Origin of the sequence: Streptococcus sp. DTU_2020_1001019_1_SI_AUS_MUR_006 (genome assembly GCF_032340315.1) — a bacterium.
Lineage (GTDB): Bacteria > Bacillota > Bacilli > Lactobacillales > Streptococcaceae > Streptococcus.
Map to the genome: position 1 here is coordinate 1,002,783 of NZ_CP135436.1, position 16,922 is coordinate 1,019,704.

Consider the following 16,922-nt stretch of genomic DNA (forward strand, 5'->3'; position numbering starts at 1 on the left):
ACAAGCATGATTCTGCTAGCAGATGCTAGGCAGAAATAGGAAGAATTTAAATGTCTTCGCGTTCAAACGGCATTGACATACAACGAGGTCCACCACGACCGCGTACCAACTCCCTGCCGCGAATCTTAATGAGACGAAGTCCATGTTCTTCAAGTTTCTTATTGGTCACAGTGTTGCGTTCATAAACAACTACGACACCTGGTGCGATAGCGAGTGTGTTAGAGCCATCATTCCATTGTTCACGAGCAGCTGCAACGATATTCCCATCACCACAAGGAATGAGTGTAACTTTTTCTAAACCAAGGTTTTGAGCAAGGAGCTCTGCCAAATCTCCTTTTTCTTCAACAATCTTGAGTTCTTCATTTTCGTAAGTGACGGAATAGACGCGAAGATTGCCTTGGATTTCTGGGTGGATTGTAAATTTGTCATAGTCTACCATGGTGAAGACAGTATCCAAGTGCATGAACTTACGGCTGTTTGAAAATTCAAAAGCCAAAACTTTCTTGAAGCCAACATTCTTTTTGAAGATATTAACCAAAAGTTTTTCGATAGAAGCGGCATCAGTCCGTTGAGAGATCCCAACTGCTAGGACATCTTTTGAAAGAACAAGTTCATCTCCACCTTCAATCCGAGTAGTTTCTTCACGGTTATAGATGAGCTCTACCTTACCACCATAGATTGGATGATACTTAAAGATGTACTTACCATAAAGTGTTTCACGATTGCGTGTATCGGCGTACATGTGATTAAGTGATACTGCATTTCCGATAGTCGCAAATGGGTCGCGAGTGAAGTAAAGGTTTGGCATTGGATCGATGGCAAACGGATAGTCAGATTCAACCAAGTCAGTTAATCCTTTGCCTTCTTCAGGGATGTCAGGCAATTCAACTTTTTGAACACCTGCCATTGTTTTCTTGATCAGTTCAAGATTGTCGTCAATATCATGAAGCAGTTTTCGGATGGCATTTTTAGTTTGTCGACCACGAATATTTGCTTCGTTGAGATATTCTTCGATGAACTGGTCGCGTATTTCTGGAGAAGTTAATGATTCAGCAGCCAATTGTTCAAGATAGAGCACTTCGATTCCTTCGTCACGGAGTGCTTGAGCAAAGGCGTCGTGTTCACTTTGGGCATCTGCTAAAAATGGGATGTCATCAAAGAGCAACCTCTCAAGGTGATCAGGCATCAAGTTTTCTAATTCTTGACCCGGACGGTGCAACATAACTTTTTTCAGTTTCCCAATTTCTGAGAAAACATGAATTGGATGTGAAGACATGTGTATCCTCCTTTTTTCTCGTGTGTACCAAATGATATTGGTATCGCTTACAAGCTAATAGTATCACAAATTAATATGCATTACAAGGGATATGATAAGGCCTAAAAGGCTTTAAAATGGCTATTTTAAAGGATTTCTTACATTTTTTTATAAGAATATTCACAAATATACATGTTAAGTTAACTTATTTTTATATTCTATAAAATTTATGCATAAAAATATTTTTAAAATTTTTTTAAAAAACTTTTGAGATAGTAAAAAAAGGTGGATTTTTTGAGGTGAAAAGTTTGTTGAAATAAAAAAATCCCTTAGACTAGGACGATTGATCTAGCCTAAGGGAAGAATAGTTGGGTATTAGATACCGAAATTTTTCATAAAAATTGTAAAGAGTGCCAGTAAGATGAAACTGATACTATTAAGTAGCATATGGACTGAGATAGACATTTCCAAACGTCTAGTACGATAAGCAGTCCAAGTGAGGACGGCTGACATCCAGCCATAAATCAAGAAGGAAGGGAGATTAGAAGGTCTGTGCGCAAGGAGGAAGATCAACCAACCAATAACATAGCCAAACTTTTCGTAGCCTTGGAAGAGTTTGGTAGGAATAATCCCGCGACAGATGATTTCTTCACAAATAGGTGCGATTAAAACGATGAGGAAGAAACTGCTAATCAGAGAGCTTTCGGAAATAAGGTTGTTAATTACTTGCTGATTAGAAGTTGTTGTTTGTTTTATGAGTTGTAACCAGATGCCACCTACAAGATTTCCAACAAAGATTGTCAAATAACTCAAAACAATACGAGGAAGATCATTAATCGTTAAGAGTTTAGGCTTAAATACTAGTAACTTGCTCTTATGGGCTCCGTATAAAAAGATAGCGATCACAAGAATCGAAATGAGGGACACAAGAATTGGTGACCAGATTGGATTAAACTGAATTTTAGTTAGTATAGATAGAGTTAGCATAGGAGTCTGAGATAGAAAGATAGCTACTAACAAAATCCCAAACCACGCGAGTCGTTTACGAAAATCTTTAAAAAAGTTCATTGATATGTCTCCTAAAATTTTTATCTAATTATAACACAATTGCTGAGAGGATTCTATTTGTTACCATAAGAGGAAAGTACAGACGACAAATAGAATATCCCGAATCAAATGACCGTAGAATGATACCTCCTGTCTCAAATTTTTTGGGAATAAAAAACTGAGAAATAGAGCACCAAGGCCAATATAAAAAGCAATCGATAAAATGGTGATTGGGTTACGTAGGAAGATTAAAATGGAAATGATGATGACGGAAAATCTCACTTCCTTGCTACTGGAATTTTTTTGTAACCTTCTCCATTTTTTCAAGGGGAGAAAGGTAACGAGATCAACTCCAAAGAGAAAAAAGAAGGAGGGAAGGATGAGTTCTACAGCTTCTTTTTGAAGTAAGTTAACAGTGACGATACTCTCTGACAGAACCAGTCCAACACCACAGAGGTTGACCACAATCATCATACTATACAATAAAAAGATAAAGCGACTCCTATCAATCAGTCTATCTCTTTTCAGGTTGTGACTAGATAAATAATGCATAAAGGCACAAGACCCAGATAAGCCCAATAAAGCCAGTAGAAAATAAAAACAGGATTGTTTGAGGGCCAGAGACGTTCCAGACCAAAAGATACAACTACAAAGTGCCAGTTGGATTAAGGCAAAGAACAAGAGTAGTCGAATTGATTTTATGACTTTTTCCATAAAGTATCCCCTATATTTTTTTCTTATTATAGCTAAAAGATAGGAGAGAAAAATCCTTAAATTCCCAATTGTCGATTTTTAGGGCTGTCTTGTCTTTTGAAACTAAAAAATCCCCCTTCAAGGGTTCCTTGAAGGGGGGAGATAGGTGTTCTAACGTTTAGACCAGGTGCGCTTCATAAAGAGCAGTATGATTGGATAGATTTCAAGACGTCCTGCAATCATAGCAAAGGATAGTAGAAGTTTTGAAAATGGACTAAAAATTGAGAAACTTGCAGTTGTCCCTAAAATAGGACCGATATTGTTAAAGCAACTGAAAACAGCACTCGTGACAACCATTAAATTATTGGTATCTAAACTGACGATGAAAATCAAACTGAGTAGAATCATGATATAAACCACAAAGTACTTCAGAATCTTGTGCTGGGTATCCTTATCAATAACCGTTTGATTAACCTGAAGGGTTAACACACGGTGAGGTGATATGGTAGACAAGACTTGATTTTTAGCAATTTTAGAGAGGATGACTCCGCGAATAACCTTGAGACCACCTGCAGTGGAGCCAGCAGAACCACCGATTGCCATCAGCATTAGCAAGATGTATTGAGAGAACAAAGGCCAGTTCGTGATATCTCCATATCCAAAACCGGTAGTGGTAATGATGTTAGATACTTGGAAGAAGGCCATCTCAAAGCTTTGTGAAACTCCGCTGTAGAGGTGGAGTGTGTTAAGCGTGATTAAGCCAGTTGATATGGCTACAATCAAGAGATAGGCTCGGAGTTCTTCATCAAAAAAGAATTCCTTGATACGACGGAGCATGAGGTAGTAGTAGAGGTTGAAATTGACACCAAACATCAAAACCCCGATACTTGTCAGATAGGTAATGAGAGAACTGTGATAGTGGGCAATTCCATCATTATAAACAGTAAAGCCACCTGTACCAGCAGTACCCATAGCGATGACAAAACTATCGTAGAGTGGCATCCCAGCAAGGTAATAAATAACCACAAAGAGGGCAAACATAGCCATGTAGAGGATATAAAGGATTTGAGCTGTATTTTTTAGCTTAGATACCACCTTACCAAATACTGGTCCAGGAACCTCTGCCTTCATAACCTCTAAGTGACTATTTTTAGCATTGTCCATAATAGCTAGAGCAAAAACCAGCACCCCCATCCCTCCGATAAGGTGAGTAAAACTCCTCCAAAATAGAAGAGAACGGCTTAAGACAGAAACATCATTTAAAATGGTTGCTCCCGTTGTTGTGAAGCCAGAACTAATCTCAAAGAAGGCGTCTATCATATTGGGAATTTGTCCTGAAAAGACAAAGGGAAGGGCACCAAAGAATGACCAGAGAATCCAACAGAGAGCAACAATTAAGACCCCTTCTTTTGCATAGATTCGCTGTTTTTTAGGCTTACTGATAATTCCCAGAAGACCTAGAACAACAAGGATTCCGATGGTAGAGAAAAGAGCTGTAAAAACTTGACTCGATTCTCGATAATAAAGAGCAATGCTAACTGGAACTAAGAGTAGACCAGCCTCGATCAAGAGTAGCTTTGCAAGAAGAAATCGTACCATACTTCTATTCATAGCTTACCTCTCTAACAGATCATAGATCTTGGTGATATTTGATAGTAGTGTGATGACAACTAACTTATCACCGACTTGAAGACTATCTTCACCAGTTGGGAAGATAGTTTTTCCATTGCGAATAATAGCAGCAATTAAAATATCTTTTTTGAGTTTCAGTTGAGACAAAGGTTTACCAGTCATCTTGTTAGCTTCCTTAATAAGGAATTGAAGAGTCTCAACCTGTCCATTTGCTAGGTGGTGCATCGCTTGAAGGTCTGAATACTGGGCATTGGCACGACCATGGATAAAGTGCATAATCGTATCAACAGCGATGGTTTTTGGTGTGATGATACTAGAAAACTCAGGTGCATGGATAATCTCTAGGAGACTGGTTCGATTGACCTTAGTGATGTTTTTCTGAACACCCACACTATCCAAGAACATAGATGTAATAATGTTTTCTTCGTCAACTCCAGTAAGGGTTGCGACTGCATCGTAGTGTTGGGCATTTTCTTCTAGGAGAATATCTTTTGCAGTTCCGTCCCCCTGTACAATATAGAGTTTCGGATATTTTTGACTGAAAAATGCTGCGCGATCTGGATTGAGTTCAATGACCTTGGTATCAATACGGCTATCTTTCAAAATACCAACAAGGTAGTAGGCGATTTTTCCGGCTCCGATAATGAGTAAACTCTTAACGACACGAGATTTGACATAGTTATGAAAAAGCATCATATCGACACGATGACCTGTTACAAAGATACGGTCTTTATCTTCTAAAATAAGGTCGCCACTAGGGATCATCAGTTTATGATTGCGCTCAATAGCACAGACAATCACATTACCAAACTTTTTCCGGAAGTCTGCGATAGACATCTGACAGATATTGCTATCCTTACGGACAACAAATTCCATCAAACTAACCAAGCCACCTACAAAACGCTCAACAGAAAGAGCATTTGGGAAGTCGATGATGTTAGCAATAGCACGAGCCGCTAGGAGTTCTGGATTGACAATGAGAGAAAATCCGAGAATATTTTTTTCTTTAAAGTAAGGGTTGGAATACTCAGGATTGCGGACACGGACGATGGTTTCTTTAGCCCCCATCTTTTTAGCTAAGACAGCAGAGACCATATTGACCTCGTCATATTGAGTCATAGCAATGAAAATATCGCAGTCTTGAACATTGGCAGCTTCTAGCATGGCAAAGTCAGCCCCATTACCTGCAATTCCAATAATATCAAAACGGCTTGTCATGTAATTAAGAACTGTTTCGTTCTGTTCAATTAAGACAACATCATGATTGTCAGCGACAAGTGAACGACAAAGGGCAGAACCAACTTTCCCCCCTCCGACAAGAATAATCTTCATGTTATATAACCTACTTTTTCAATATGTATCTATCATACTCTTTTTTAGAATAAAATGCACTCGGCAACCGACTCTTTTCATTATTGGGGTGGGAAATTGTCCTATTGATAATCTTACTTATTAAAAATTTAAGATATAAATCAGCTATTTTCGTCTAATTCTAATGAATACAGAAGCATTTTTAACTAATGTAAATATGTTTGTAAAAAAAATGAAAAAATCAAGTCATTTCTATTGACAATCAAGCTGAAAGTGATATACTAAAACAGTAGTTTCGCTGATTTACTTCAAACCTGTTGTGAGGTAAGTTAACGATGCCTTAACCACGCTGTTTGCTGAGCTTGACTCCGGGCAGTGTGGCTATTTTTTTGCACTAGTGAGAGGAAACAAGGCATGGCAAATCACATTGTATTATTTGAACCCCAAATTCCACAAAATACGGGTAATATTGCTCGTACTTGCGCAGCAACGAATGCGCCCCTTCATATTATTAAACCGATGGGCTTTCCTATCGATGACCGTAAGATGAAGCGAGCAGGTCTAGATTATTGGGACAAGCTTGAGATTCATTTTTATGATAGTTTGGCTGATTTTATGGAAAAAATGGATGGTCAGCTCTACTTGATTTCCAAGTTTGCAGAAAAAGTCTATTCAGATGCAGATTTTACGACAGAAGGAGATCATTATTTTCTTTTTGGGAGAGAAGATAAGGGATTGCCTGAGGAATTTATGCGTGAGCATCCAGAAAAAGCTCTCCGCATTCCTATGAATGATGAGCATGTTCGTAGTCTCAATGTTTCAAATACAGTTTGTATGATTGTTTATGAAGCACTTCGTCAACAAAACTTTGCGGGTCTCGAACTGGTTCACACTTACGAAACAGATAAGTTGAAATAAACACTTAGATAAAATGCTTGCGCTTGCAAGCTTTTTTTGTTATCATAAAGGGGTCTTCAGGGCAGGGTGAAATTCCCGACCGGCGGTAAATTTGACTAGCTATTTTAGCTTTCTCGTCGTTGTCTTGTCTCGATATACTTTAAGTATTATCTTCGACTACGACGCCTAGATAAATCTAAAATATCTTAGCCAAATAAGTCCGCGAGCGCAAGCTGATGTGGTGAGATTCCACAACCGACAGTATAGTCTGGATGGGAGAAGACGAAAGAATGGCTTTGTCTATTCTAATTGATTTTTTATAGGTAAATTGCAACCGCTTGCTAAAAAAAGAGTGAGGGGGAACTTTTGGAATATAAAAATAAAGGATAGATAGAGGAATCCTTTCCAACTTCTTCTGATTTTATAGAAAATTGGAGGAACCTGTTATGACAAACACACGTCGACTTTCGACCATTGCAATTCTATCAGCACTTTCATTTGTGTTGATGTACTTTGACTTTCCGCTTTTGCCAGCGGCATCCTTTTTGAGGATTGAGTTCAGTATTTTACCGGTCCTTGTGGGCTTGGTAGTCTTGGATTTACCAGCAGCTTTTGGAGTGCTTTTCCTTCGGTCCTTGTTGAAAATCCTTCTGAACAATCAAGGGGTTAGTACCTATATTGGTTTACCGATGAATATTGTTGCCTTGGGAGTCTTTGTACTTGCTTTTGGTTTGATTTGGGAAAAAGAGCGAACAACCATGCGTTTCGTCCTAGCTTCACTAGCTGGTACGCTTGGTTTAACTCTAGCTATGCTAGTTCTAAACTATGTTTATGCTGTTCCTTTGTACGCTAAGTTTGCTAATTTTAATATTGAGAAAATCTTAGGATTGAGCAACTACCTGATGACTATGGTTTTGCCTTTTAATCTGATTGAAGGTATTATCTTTGCCATCTCTTTCTGGTTGTTGTTTGTCCTTTTGAAACCAACTTTAAAATACTATGAAAGATAAACAAACATTTATGATGAAGGGCTCTTTTGCCCTTTTACTTTTTATGATTATTGGCTATATTGTCAAATTTTATCCAGAAATGCTGGTCGGTTTTGATCAGCCGATTCAGACTGCCATTAGAGGTGATTTACCTGAGACCTTAACGCTTCTTTTTCGGGCAATTACGCACTTAATTGATATCCCAGTCATTATTAGCTGGGTTTTAATTGTAGCTTTTATATTTTATCGTAAGCAATGGAAGATGGAAAGTTATCTCATGCTGGGGAATTTGACTTTAGCTGGAATCTTAATCGTAACTTTTAAAAATATCTACCAAAGACCACGGCCAGAAATTCTACACTTGGTAGAAGAAAAAGGTTTTTCTTTTCCAAGCGGACATTCTCTGGCAGTAACGATTATGGTTGGAACTTTGATTGTGATTTTGAGCCAACGGATTAAGAATACAGTCTGGAGAAAAATCGTTCAAATCTTGCTAAGTTTATACATCTTCAGTGTATTGGTATCAAGAATTTATCTGGGAGTTCACTACCCATCAGATGTGATTGCCAGCCTTTGTGTAGGCCTAGGAGTTTTGTTTATGGAGTTTCCTTTCTATGATAAACTGCGTTTTCAATGGCGCTTCAAAGGAAAGCAGAAGTAGGAATTGCCCCTTCTTGAGGAGATAAAAATGGAAGTCAACATAAAAGATCTTCATCCGACTCAACTATATTTATCAGAAAAGAAGTTACAAAATATCCAGATGCTTTATCAGTCGGTAGAATTAATCAATGTTGATCCAATTAGCGTTCTTGCATTTGGAGATTATTTGTTGATTACAGATGGGCATCACAGGGCTTATCAGGCTTTATTGATAGGCCAGAATACGATTTCTGCTGAGTGGGATAGAGATGGAGGTGATGAACTCTATCAACTCTATGCGCAAGCTTGTGAGAAAAGAAGGATATGCTCTGTTCTGGATTTAAAAAATCATATCTTACCTCAAGATGAGTATGAAGCAAAATGGTATAACTGGTGTGATGGGTTTAATCAAGCAGCGGAGCTAGTATTAGGATTAGAAAATGATGACAAAAATCATTCAGATAGATGATTCCTTGCGTCTAGTTCCCTATTTTTTAGCGGATCATCATGATGCAGCTTTGGCCTGGTATCAAGATGTGGATTTGGTGGAACTTGTAGACGGCATTAGAATACCCTATAGTTCAGAAAAATTAAATGCCATGTATTCTTATTTAGAAAGATACGGGGATTTGTTCTGGATTGAGTTTCGAGAAAAGGGAGAGTGGCTTCCAATTGGGGATGTAACCTTATCTCAGGAGAATCTTCCTATTGTGATTGGCAATCCGACTTATCAACATCAGGGACTTGGACGCAAGGTTTTGAAGGCTTTGATTGATCTAGCTCGTCAAAAGGGTTGGAAACAATTGAACGTTCAAGAAATCTACACTTTCAATCGTACCTCTATAAGATGTTTTGAGTCTCTTGGATTTGTGGAAAGAGGCGCTACTGAAAATGGAGTGAGGTTTGTATTGACTTTGAGCAAATGAATTCACTCCATCGTGGTAGAAGATTCTGAAGATTGATTTCACCAAAAAAGTGTAACAGAAAGAAATATCAAAAATAAAATTTTCTCTTGCATTTTTTTTAAAATAGTGTATAATAGATGGGTATGCGTAAAGCATACTTGTGGGAGGTAAAAATCTTTAAATTACCGCCAAAACCACAAAGGAGGATTTAAAAATGGCTAAAAAAGTCGAAAAACTTGTAAAATTGCAAATCCCTGCTGGTAAAGCTACACCAGCTCCACCGGTTGGACCTGCTCTTGGTCAAGCTGGTATCAACATCATGGGATTCACAAAAGAGTTCAACGCTCGTACTGCTGACCAAGCTGGTATGATCATTCCAGTTGTTATCTCAGTATACGAAGACAAATCATTTACTTTCGTTACAAAAACACCACCAGCTGCTGTTCTTTTGAAAAAAGCTGCAGGTGTTGAAAAAGGATCAGGTACACCTAACAAAACTAAGGTTGCTACAGTTACTCGTGCACAAGTACAAGAAATTGCAGAAACTAAAATGCCAGATTTGAACGCTGCAAACATTGAGTCTGCAATGCGTATGATCGAAGGTACTGCTCGTTCTATGGGATTCACTGTTGTTGACTAATCAATAACATCCCTATATAACCCGCAAGACTTCATCATTTCGAGAAGTGACGTGGGAGATGAAAATCGATTGAACCACTTACAAGGAGAATAGAAAATGGCTAAAAAAAGCAAACAACTTCGTGCTGCTCTTGAGAAGATCGACAGCACAAAAGCATACAGCGTAGAAGAAGCTGTAGCTCTTGCAAAAGAAACTAACTTTGCAAAATTTGATGCAACTGTAGAAGTTGCTTACAACTTGAACATTGACGTTAAAAAAGCTGACCAACAAATCCGTGGAGCAATGGTATTGCCAAACGGTACTGGTAAAACAGCTCGCGTTCTTGTATTTGCACGTGGTGCAAAAGCTGAAGAAGCAAAAGCTGCTGGTGCAGACTTCGTTGGTGAAGATGACCTTGTTGCTAAAATCAACGACGGTTGGTTGGACTTCGACGTAGTTATCGCTACACCTGACATGATGGCCCTTGTTGGACGTCTTGGACGTGTCCTTGGACCTCGTAACTTGATGCCAAACCCTAAAACTGGTACTGTAACAATGGATGTTGCTAAAGCAGTTGAAGAGTCTAAAGGTGGTAAAATCACTTACCGTGCAGACCGTGCAGGTATCGTACAAGCCATCATCGGTAAAGTTTCATTTGAAGCTGACAAGTTGGTTGAAAACTTCAAAGCATTCAACGAAACAATCCAAAAAGCTAAACCAGCTACTGCTAAAGGAACTTACGTAACAAGCTTGACAATCACAACTACTCAAGGTGTTGGTATCAAGGTTGACGTTAACTCACTTTAATTAGTAATGATTTAACATGAAAGGTTGAAGACAAGTTTGTCTCAACCTTTTTTCTATTCAAAAAATAAAAATACGTATAAACTTTCTAATCTATTTGATATTGTAAAGTATCTAGATAGAAAATTCAGAAAATTTGCTCTTTTCTCTTGAAAATTTTTGAAAAAATGGTATGATAGTAACAAGCTATTTTTAAGAGAAGAGAAAGGGGAACGATGGAGAAAATCATTTTAGACTCACCTAAGTCGGGATCGGATCTTGTATTGGAAACACTTCGTGACTTAGGAATCGATACGATTTTTGGTTATCCTGGTGGAGCGGTACTTCCTTTATATGATGCTATTTATAATTTTAAGGGAATCCGCCATATTCTAGGTCGCCATGAGCAGGGCTGTCTTCACGAAGCTGAAGGTTATGCTAAGTCAACAGGAAAACTGGGTGTAGCAGTCGTCACAAGCGGACCAGGAGCTACAAATGCCATTACAGGGATCGCAGATGCTATGAGCGATAGTGTTCCCCTTTTAGTCTTTACTGGCCAAGTAGCACGTGCTGGAATTGGGAAAGATGCTTTTCAAGAAGCTGATATCGTTGGTATCACCATGCCAATCACTAAGTATAATTATCAGGTTCGAGAAACTGCGGATATTCCACGGATTATTACAGAGGCGGTACATATTGCGACCACAGGTCGTCCGGGACCAGTCGTTATTGACCTACCAAAAGATGTTTCTGCGCTCGAGACAGACTTCATTTACTCTCCAGAGATAGATTTACCAAGTTATCAGCCAACACTTGAGCCAAATGATATGCAAATCAAGAAAATCTTGAAGCAATTGTCTAAGGCTAAAAAGCCAGTCTTGTTAGCTGGGGGTGGTATTAGTTACGCTGAGGCTGCAGCAGAGTTAAATGAATTTGCAGAGCGTTATCAAATTCCTGTTGTTACCAGTCTTTTGGGACAGGGAACAATCGCAACTAGCCATCCACTGTTTTTGGGAATGGGTGGAATGCACGGTTCCTTTGCGGCTAATATTGCCATGACAGAAGCAGATTTTATGATTTCTATTGGTTGTCGTTTTGATGACCGTTTGACAGGAAATCCTAAGACCTTTGCTAAGAATGCTAAAGTAGCGCATATAGATATCGATCCTGCAGAAATTGGTAAGATTATCGCAGTTGATATTCCAGTTGTTGGAGATGCGAAAAAAGCTTTGCAACAGTTACTAGCTGAGCCAATCGTTCGTAACAATACTGAAAAGTGGATTGAAAAAGTTACAAAAGATAAGAATCGTGTTCGTTCATATGATAAGAAAGAACGAGTTGTACAACCCCAAGCAGTTATTGAACGTATCGGTGAGTTGACCAATGGTGACGCCATTGTCGTAACAGACGTTGGGCAACACCAAATGTGGACGGCTCAATACTATCCTTACCAGAACGAGCGTCAATTGGTAACATCAGGTGGTCTAGGAACTATGGGATTCGGAGTCCCTGCAGCTATTGGTGCTAAGATTGCCAATCCAGATAAAGAAGTTGTTCTCTTTGTCGGAGATGGTGGTTTCCAGATGACCAATCAGGAACTAGCAATCTTAAACATTTACAAGATTCCAATAAAGGTCATCATGCTAAATAATCATTCACTTGGGATGGTCCGCCAGTGGCAAGAAGCCTTCTATGATGGTCGAACTTCAGAGTCGGTATTTGAAACCTTGCCAGACTTTCAATTGATGGCTCAAGCCTACGGGATTAAAAATTATAAGTTTGATAATCCTGAAACTCTTGAGAAGGATTTGGAAGTCATCATTGAAGATGTACCAATGTTTATTGAAGTAGACATTTCTCGTAAAGAACATGTTTTACCGATGGTACCAGCTGGTAAGAGTAATCATGAGATGTTGGGGGTGAAGTTTAATGCGTAGAATGTTAACAGCCAAACTTCAAAACCGTTCAGGTGTTCTCAATCGCTTCACAGGAGTCTTATCGAGACGTCAAGTCAATATCGAAAGCATTTCTGTTGGCGCAACGGAAAATCCTAATGTATCACGAATTACCATTATCATTGATGTTGCCTCACATGATGAAGTGGAGCAAATCATCAAACAACTTAATCGTCAGATTGATGTGATTCGCATTCGTGATATCACGGATCAACCCCACTTAGAACGAGAAGTGATTCTTATAAAGGTTTCAGCTCCTGCTGAAAAACGTGCAGAAATTTTGGCTATTATCCAACCTTTCCGTGCAACAGTAGTCGATGTAGCTCCAAGTTCCATTACCATTCAGATGACTGGGAATGCAGAAAAGAGTGAAGCCTTAATTCGAGTGATTCGACCATATGGTATTAAGAATATCGCTCGTACGGGTGCAACTGGATTTACCCGCGACTAAAAATCCAACCTCAATTTGTTAAACTAGCCTAATAGGCAATAAAAATAGAAAAGAGAGAAAAAACTATGGCAGTTCAAATGGAATACGAAAAAGATGTAAAAGTAGCAGCACTTGACGGTAAAAAAATCGCCGTTATCGGTTATGGTTCACAAGGTCATGCTCACGCTCAAAACTTGCGTGATTCAGGTCGTGATGTGATCATCGGTGTACGCCCAGGTAAATCTTTTGACAAAGCAAAAGAAGATGGTTTTGATACATATACAGTAGCAGAAGCAACTAAGTTGGCTGATGTTATCATGATCTTGGCTCCAGACGAAATCCAACAAGAATTGTACGAAGCAGAAATTGCACCAAACTTGGAAGCTGGAAATGCAGTTGGTTTTGCACATGGTTTCAACATCCACTTCGAATTCATCAAAGTTCCTGCAGATGTTGATGTCTTCATGTGTGCTCCTAAAGGACCAGGACACTTGGTACGTCGTACTTACGAAGAAGGATTTGGTGTTCCAGCGCTTTACGCTGTCTACCAAGATGCTACAGGAAATGCTAAAGACATCGCTATGGACTGGTGTAAAGGTGTTGGTGCAGCTCGTGTAGGTCTTCTTGAAACAACTTACAAAGAAGAAACTGAAGAAGATTTGTTTGGTGAACAAGCAGTACTTTGTGGTGGTTTGACTGCCCTTATTGAAGCTGGTTTTGAAGTCTTGACAGAAGCTGGTTATGCTCCAGAATTGGCTTACTTTGAAGTTCTTCACGAAATGAAATTGATCGTTGACTTGATCTACGAAGGTGGATTCAAGAAAATGCGTCAATCAATTTCAAACACTGCTGAATATGGTGACTATGTTTCAGGTCCACGTGTAATCACTGAACAAGTCAAAGAAAATATGAAAGCAGTTCTTGCGGACATCCAAAATGGTAAATTCGCCAACGACTTTGTAAACGACTACAAAGCTGGACGTCCAAAATTGACTGCCTACCGTGAACAAGCAGCTAACCTTGAAATTGAAAAAGTTGGTGCAGAATTGCGTAAAGCAATGCCATTTGTCGGTAAAAACGACGATGATGCATTCAAGATCTACAACTAATTTTTAAGAATATAAACAGAAGGCGAGTTGGGGGGAACCTAACTCGTTTTTTATCTTGAAAACTCATCTAGGAGGAGATTATGCTAAGTGCAAAAGATGTGGTGAAAGCCCACAAGATTTTGAGTGGTGTAGTAGCCAATACGCCACTTGACTACGATCATTATTTATCCGAAAAATACGGAGCGAAAATTTATCTTAAAAAGGAAAATGCTCAACGTGTCCGTTCTTTTAAAATTCGTGGGGCTTATTACGCAATTTCCCAATTGACAAAAGAGGAGCGTGAACGTGGTGTAGTGTGTGCTTCAGCGGGCAATCACGCTCAAGGAGTTGCCTACACATGTAATGAGATGAAGATTCCTGCAACAATCTTTATGCCAATTACGACACCTCAACAGAAAATTGGTCAGGTTCGTTTCTTTGGAGGAGATTTTGTTACGATCAAATTAGTAGGGGATACTTTTGATGCTTCAGCCAAGGCTGCTCAAGACTTTACCGTAGCTGAAAATCGTACTTTTATTGATCCCTTTGATGATCCCTATGTTCAAGCTGGTCAGGGTACGGTAGCCTATGAAATTTTAGAAGAAGCTCGTAAAGAATCTATTGAATTTGATACTGTCTTGGTACCTGTTGGAGGCGGAGGTCTCATTTCAGGTGTTTCTACTTATATTAAAGAAACAAATCCTCAGATTGAGGTCATTGGAGTAGAGGCAGAAGGTGCTCGTTCTATGAAGGCTGCCTTTGAAGCTGGAGGACCGGTTAAACTTAAAGAAATTGATAAGTTTGCGGATGGAATTGCTGTGCAAAAGGTAGGACAGTTGACCTATGAAGCAACACGCAAACATGTAGAAACTCTTATCGGTGTAGATGAAGGCTTGATTTCTGAGACCTTAATTGATCTTTATTCTAAACAAGGTATCGTAGCAGAACCTGCGGGTGCTGCTAGTGTTGCAGCTCTAGAAGTATTATCCGATTATATTAAAGGCAAGACTATTTGTTGTATCATTTCTGGAGGGAATAATGACATTAACCGTATGCCAGAGATGGAAGAACGTGCCTTGATTTATGATGGTATCAAGCATTACTTTGTAGTGAATTTCCCACAACGTCCGGGAGCACTTCGAGAGTTTGTAAATGATATCTTAGGACCTCATGATGATATTACTCGTTTTGAATATATCAAACGAGCTAGCAAGGGAACTGGTCCAGTACTAATAGGGATTGCACTTGCTGATAAACATGATTATGCGGGATTGATTCATCGAATGGAAAAATTTGACCCGTCTTATATTAACTTGAATGGGAATGAGACCCTATATAATATGCTTGTTTAATATGCTATGAAATTTTTATCATATTATTTGCCTAACCTATTTACGAGTGCTATAATGTAAGTGAAGAAAGGGGGAGATTCCCATGGTTTTAAAAGTTATACTTGTTCTAATTATTCTAATGCTTATTGTAGGAGCTATATTAATGAGCTCAATCTATGTTGTTCGCCAACAATCAGTAGCTATCATTGAACGATTTGGTAAGTATCAAAAATTGAGCAATAGTGGTATTCACCTAAGAGCACCATTTGGGATTGATAAAATTGCAGCTCGTGTACAACTGCGTCTCTTGCAAAGTGAGATCGTTGTGGAAACCAAGACTCAAGATAACGTATTTGTGACGATGAATGTTGCGACACAGTACCGAGTAAATGAACAAAATGTTACAGATGCTTACTATAAACTAATGAGACCTGAGGCTCAAATCAAATCTTATATTGAAGACGCATTGCGCTCATCAGTTCCTAAGTTAACTTTGGATGAATTGTTTGAGAAAAAGGATGAAATTGCATTAGAAGTTCAAAAACAAGTAGCGGAAGAAATGTCAACGTATGGGTACATTATCGTCAAAACGCTCATTACCAAAGTAGAGCCGGATGCGGAAGTCAAGCAATCAATGAATGAAATCAATGCTGCTCAACGTAAGAGAGTAGCAGCACAAGAATTGGCCGAAGCAGATAAAATTAAGATCGTAACAGCGGCCGAAGCAGAGGCAGAAAAGGATCGCCTACATGGTGTGGGGATCGCAGAGCAACGAAAAGCAATTGTTGATGGACTTGCTGATTCTATTAAAGAGTTAAAAGGAGCCAATGTTGAATTAACTGAAGAGCAAATCATGTCAATCTTGTTAACTAACCAGTATTTAGATACATTGAATAATTTTGCAGAAAAACAAGGTAATAATACAATTTTCTTACCAGCAAATCCTAACGGAGTTGAAGATATACGAACCCATATATTATCGGCTTTAAAAGCCAAGTAAACTAAATCTTAACGTCTTATTTGATTGGATATATGTTTTTTTATTGACAAATGCCATAAAAACGTATACAATTAAATATCGTAAAGAATAAAATAGGAGAAAAACATGGCTAAGACTAACTTTGAAAAAGTAGAATCAGTTGTTAGCTGGGTTCGTGATAAGAAGATCACTGGTTATCGTATTTCTAAAGAAACGAATGCACGTGAAATGTCTATCATTGCTCTAGCTCAAGGACGTGCAAAAGTTAAAAATATTTCCTTTGAAACAGCCCTTGGATTAATTGATTTCTATGAAAAAAATCATGAAAAATTTGAAGATTAATCTTTGGATACAAGCAGACTCTAATTA

General features: G+C 38.7%; 17 protein-coding genes and 1 riboswitch. Of the genes, 13 read left to right on the forward strand and 4 right to left on the reverse strand.

Features of this window, described 5'->3' with window-relative positions; all coding sequences use genetic code 11:
- Positions 1 to 46: 46 nt before the first annotated feature.
- The 4 genes from arcA to trkA form a co-directional block, all read right to left on the reverse strand.
- Positions 47 to 1,276: an arginine deiminase gene (gene arcA, locus RRU92_RS04990; protein ID WP_315640844.1), complete on the reverse strand. Its 1,230-nt coding sequence runs from the start codon at positions 1,274 to 1,276 to the stop codon at positions 47 to 49.
- Between the two features lie 354 nt (positions 1,277 to 1,630).
- Entirely contained in the window at positions 1,631 to 2,323 is a 693-nt protein-coding gene (locus tag RRU92_RS04995) for a CPBP family intramembrane glutamic endopeptidase (RefSeq protein WP_315640846.1), read from the reverse strand.
- A gap of 843 nt (positions 2,324 to 3,166) precedes the next feature.
- On the reverse strand, positions 3,167 to 4,606 hold the full coding sequence (locus RRU92_RS05000) for a TrkH family potassium uptake protein (RefSeq protein WP_315640848.1): 1,440 nt from the start codon (positions 4,604 to 4,606) through the stop codon (positions 3,167 to 3,169).
- Between the two features lie 3 nt (positions 4,607 to 4,609).
- Positions 4,610 to 5,959 carry a Trk system potassium transporter TrkA gene (gene trkA / locus RRU92_RS05005; protein WP_315640849.1) on the reverse strand — a complete coding sequence of 450 codons (1,350 nt, stop codon included), beginning with the start codon at positions 5,957 to 5,959 and terminating at the stop codon, positions 4,610 to 4,612.
- A gap of 393 nt (positions 5,960 to 6,352) precedes the next feature.
- Here trkA and RRU92_RS05010 point away from each other — a divergent pair, with 393 nt between their 5' ends.
- The 13 genes from RRU92_RS05010 (at position 6,353) to RRU92_RS05070 (ending at position 16,895) form a co-directional block, all read left to right on the forward strand.
- Positions 6,353 to 6,856 (forward strand): tRNA (cytidine(34)-2'-O)-methyltransferase, encoded by a 504-nt coding sequence (locus tag RRU92_RS05010; RefSeq protein WP_045763706.1) that lies wholly within the window; start codon positions 6,353 to 6,355, stop codon positions 6,854 to 6,856.
- 48 nt (positions 6,857 to 6,904) lie between these two features.
- Positions 6,905 to 7,123, forward strand: a riboswitch (FMN riboswitch).
- 158 nt (positions 7,124 to 7,281) lie between these two features.
- Entirely contained in the window at positions 7,282 to 7,845 is a 564-nt protein-coding gene (locus RRU92_RS05015) for an ECF transporter S component (RefSeq protein WP_153225064.1), read from the forward strand.
- On the forward strand, positions 7,835 to 8,485 hold the full coding sequence (locus tag RRU92_RS05020; protein WP_311522599.1) for a phosphatase PAP2 family protein: 651 nt from the start codon (positions 7,835 to 7,837) through the stop codon (positions 8,483 to 8,485). The genes RRU92_RS05015 and RRU92_RS05020 overlap by 11 nt, the downstream gene beginning before the upstream one ends.
- Before the next feature lie 27 nt (positions 8,486 to 8,512).
- The gene (locus RRU92_RS05025; RefSeq protein ID WP_311522598.1) at positions 8,513 to 8,932 is read left to right on the forward strand and encodes a chromosome partitioning protein ParB; all 420 of its coding nucleotides are present in this window, start codon (positions 8,513 to 8,515) and stop codon (positions 8,930 to 8,932) included.
- Positions 8,907 to 9,389 (forward strand): GNAT family N-acetyltransferase, encoded by a 483-nt coding sequence (locus RRU92_RS05030; protein WP_315640908.1) that lies wholly within the window; start codon positions 8,907 to 8,909, stop codon positions 9,387 to 9,389. The genes RRU92_RS05025 and RRU92_RS05030 overlap by 26 nt, the downstream gene beginning before the upstream one ends.
- Before the next feature lie 193 nt (positions 9,390 to 9,582).
- A complete protein-coding gene (gene rplK / locus RRU92_RS05035) occupies positions 9,583 to 10,008 on the forward strand; it encodes a 50S ribosomal protein L11 (RefSeq protein ID WP_001085808.1) in 426 nt (141 codons plus the stop codon).
- Between the two features lie 96 nt (positions 10,009 to 10,104).
- Positions 10,105 to 10,794: a 50S ribosomal protein L1 gene (gene rplA / locus RRU92_RS05040; RefSeq protein WP_001085672.1), complete on the forward strand. Its 690-nt coding sequence runs from the start codon at positions 10,105 to 10,107 to the stop codon at positions 10,792 to 10,794.
- Positions 10,795 to 11,006: 212 nt separating this feature from the next.
- On the forward strand, positions 11,007 to 12,707 hold the full coding sequence (locus RRU92_RS05045; protein WP_315640852.1) for an acetolactate synthase large subunit: 1,701 nt from the start codon (positions 11,007 to 11,009) through the stop codon (positions 12,705 to 12,707).
- Positions 12,700 to 13,176 carry an acetolactate synthase small subunit gene (ilvN, locus tag RRU92_RS05050; RefSeq protein WP_001253809.1) on the forward strand — a complete coding sequence of 159 codons (477 nt, stop codon included), beginning with the start codon at positions 12,700 to 12,702 and terminating at the stop codon, positions 13,174 to 13,176. Before RRU92_RS05045 ends, ilvN begins: the two co-directional genes overlap by 8 nt.
- Before the next feature lie 65 nt (positions 13,177 to 13,241).
- Complete coding sequence (gene ilvC / locus RRU92_RS05055) at positions 13,242 to 14,264, forward strand: ketol-acid reductoisomerase (protein ID WP_045763621.1); 1,023 nt, start codon at positions 13,242 to 13,244, stop codon at positions 14,262 to 14,264.
- Positions 14,265 to 14,344: 80 nt separating this feature from the next.
- Positions 14,345 to 15,595 (forward strand): threonine ammonia-lyase IlvA, encoded by a 1,251-nt coding sequence (gene ilvA / locus RRU92_RS05060; protein WP_315640854.1) that lies wholly within the window; start codon positions 14,345 to 14,347, stop codon positions 15,593 to 15,595.
- Between the two features lie 82 nt (positions 15,596 to 15,677).
- Positions 15,678 to 16,574, forward strand: a complete 897-nt coding sequence (locus RRU92_RS05065; protein ID WP_000243418.1) for an SPFH domain-containing protein — start codon at positions 15,678 to 15,680, stop codon at positions 16,572 to 16,574.
- A gap of 105 nt (positions 16,575 to 16,679) precedes the next feature.
- Positions 16,680 to 16,895 carry a hypothetical protein gene (locus tag RRU92_RS05070; protein ID WP_001140700.1) on the forward strand — a complete coding sequence of 72 codons (216 nt, stop codon included), beginning with the start codon at positions 16,680 to 16,682 and terminating at the stop codon, positions 16,893 to 16,895.
- Positions 16,896 to 16,922: the final 27 nt, after the last annotated feature.

What these genes read in the sequence shown, in the direction of transcription:
- trkA (WP_315640849.1), bottom strand. Translation starts at nt 5,959, where the DNA reads ATGAAGATTATTCTTGTCGGAGGGGGGAAAGTTGGTTCTGCCCTTTGT.
- RRU92_RS05045 (WP_315640852.1), top strand. Translation starts at nt 11,007, where the DNA reads ATGGAGAAAATCATTTTAGACTCACCTAAGTCGGGATCGGATCTTGTA.
- RRU92_RS05025 (WP_311522598.1), top strand. Translation starts at nt 8,513, where the DNA reads ATGGAAGTCAACATAAAAGATCTTCATCCGACTCAACTATATTTATCA.
- RRU92_RS05030 (WP_315640908.1), top strand. Translation starts at nt 8,907, where the DNA reads ATGACAAAAATCATTCAGATAGATGATTCCTTGCGTCTAGTTCCCTAT.
- RRU92_RS05000 (WP_315640848.1), bottom strand. Translation starts at nt 4,606, where the DNA reads ATGAATAGAAGTATGGTACGATTTCTTCTTGCAAAGCTACTCTTGATC.
- RRU92_RS04995 (WP_315640846.1), bottom strand. Translation starts at nt 2,323, where the DNA reads ATGAACTTTTTTAAAGATTTTCGTAAACGACTCGCGTGGTTTGGGATT.
- RRU92_RS05020 (WP_311522599.1), top strand. Translation starts at nt 7,835, where the DNA reads ATGAAAGATAAACAAACATTTATGATGAAGGGCTCTTTTGCCCTTTTA.
- RRU92_RS05015 (WP_153225064.1), top strand. Translation starts at nt 7,282, where the DNA reads ATGACAAACACACGTCGACTTTCGACCATTGCAATTCTATCAGCACTT.
- RRU92_RS05065 (WP_000243418.1), top strand. Translation starts at nt 15,678, where the DNA reads ATGGTTTTAAAAGTTATACTTGTTCTAATTATTCTAATGCTTATTGTA.
- rplK (WP_001085808.1), top strand. Translation starts at nt 9,583, where the DNA reads ATGGCTAAAAAAGTCGAAAAACTTGTAAAATTGCAAATCCCTGCTGGT.
- ilvC (WP_045763621.1), top strand. Translation starts at nt 13,242, where the DNA reads ATGGCAGTTCAAATGGAATACGAAAAAGATGTAAAAGTAGCAGCACTT.
- ilvA (WP_315640854.1), top strand. Translation starts at nt 14,345, where the DNA reads ATGCTAAGTGCAAAAGATGTGGTGAAAGCCCACAAGATTTTGAGTGGT.
- RRU92_RS05070 (WP_001140700.1), top strand. Translation starts at nt 16,680, where the DNA reads ATGGCTAAGACTAACTTTGAAAAAGTAGAATCAGTTGTTAGCTGGGTT.
- RRU92_RS05010 (WP_045763706.1), top strand. Translation starts at nt 6,353, where the DNA reads ATGGCAAATCACATTGTATTATTTGAACCCCAAATTCCACAAAATACG.
- rplA (WP_001085672.1), top strand. Translation starts at nt 10,105, where the DNA reads ATGGCTAAAAAAAGCAAACAACTTCGTGCTGCTCTTGAGAAGATCGAC.
- ilvN (WP_001253809.1), top strand. Translation starts at nt 12,700, where the DNA reads ATGCGTAGAATGTTAACAGCCAAACTTCAAAACCGTTCAGGTGTTCTC.
- arcA (WP_315640844.1), bottom strand. Translation starts at nt 1,276, where the DNA reads ATGTCTTCACATCCAATTCATGTTTTCTCAGAAATTGGGAAACTGAAA.